At 40.6% G+C, this 500-nt stretch carries 1 pseudogene; it reads right to left on the bottom strand.

Annotated features, from left to right (window positions below):
* Nucleotides 1-69: 69 nt before the first annotated feature.
* A pseudogene (locus tag ACFINS_RS11390) lies at nucleotides 70-500 on the bottom strand (hypothetical protein); the annotation flags it as partial.

Raw genomic sequence — 500 nt, 5'->3', positions numbered from 1 at the left:
CCAGCCACCAACATCAGCCACCAACATCAGCCGCCAGTACCAATCATCAATGATGAAGAAAAAAGCTTTTTAAAAGCTCATGGGCAGAATATTTAAAGAGCCTTTTCGACGCGATGTTTCAAATCGCAAAGCTTGGAGCTGTTCTTGAAAGTCTCTAAAAGAAACAGCGGCATATTCAGGATCCTTAAGGATATTTTTGTAGAGTTCGTATTTTGCACGTGCTTTAATAAGATCAAATGCATAAATCAACCAAGGATTATCATCCTCCATCACCTGTTCATCTCCAAAACGAAGAGAAGTATAGACAAGACGCACGGTCTCAACCTGTTTGGGTGTTGGAAAGAGGCCTATTTTTTGATCAAAGTAGGTATAAAAGAGAGGCGCTCCTTGTGGAGGCTGTAATCCATATTGTTGTTGCAACACCTCAGCGGGTTTAAAAAGCAATTGTATTTGTGTTGCAGCACATATTCCTAAAAAGACGGATTCAAGAGACCTTTCTG

It is taken from the genome of Bartonella sp. AA2SXKL, assembly GCF_042197205.1.
Taxonomy (GTDB): Bacteria; Pseudomonadota; Alphaproteobacteria; order Rhizobiales; family Rhizobiaceae; genus Bartonella.
Note: the sequence above shows the minus strand (reverse complement) of the source record. Positions and strands in the feature narration are given on the sequence as shown.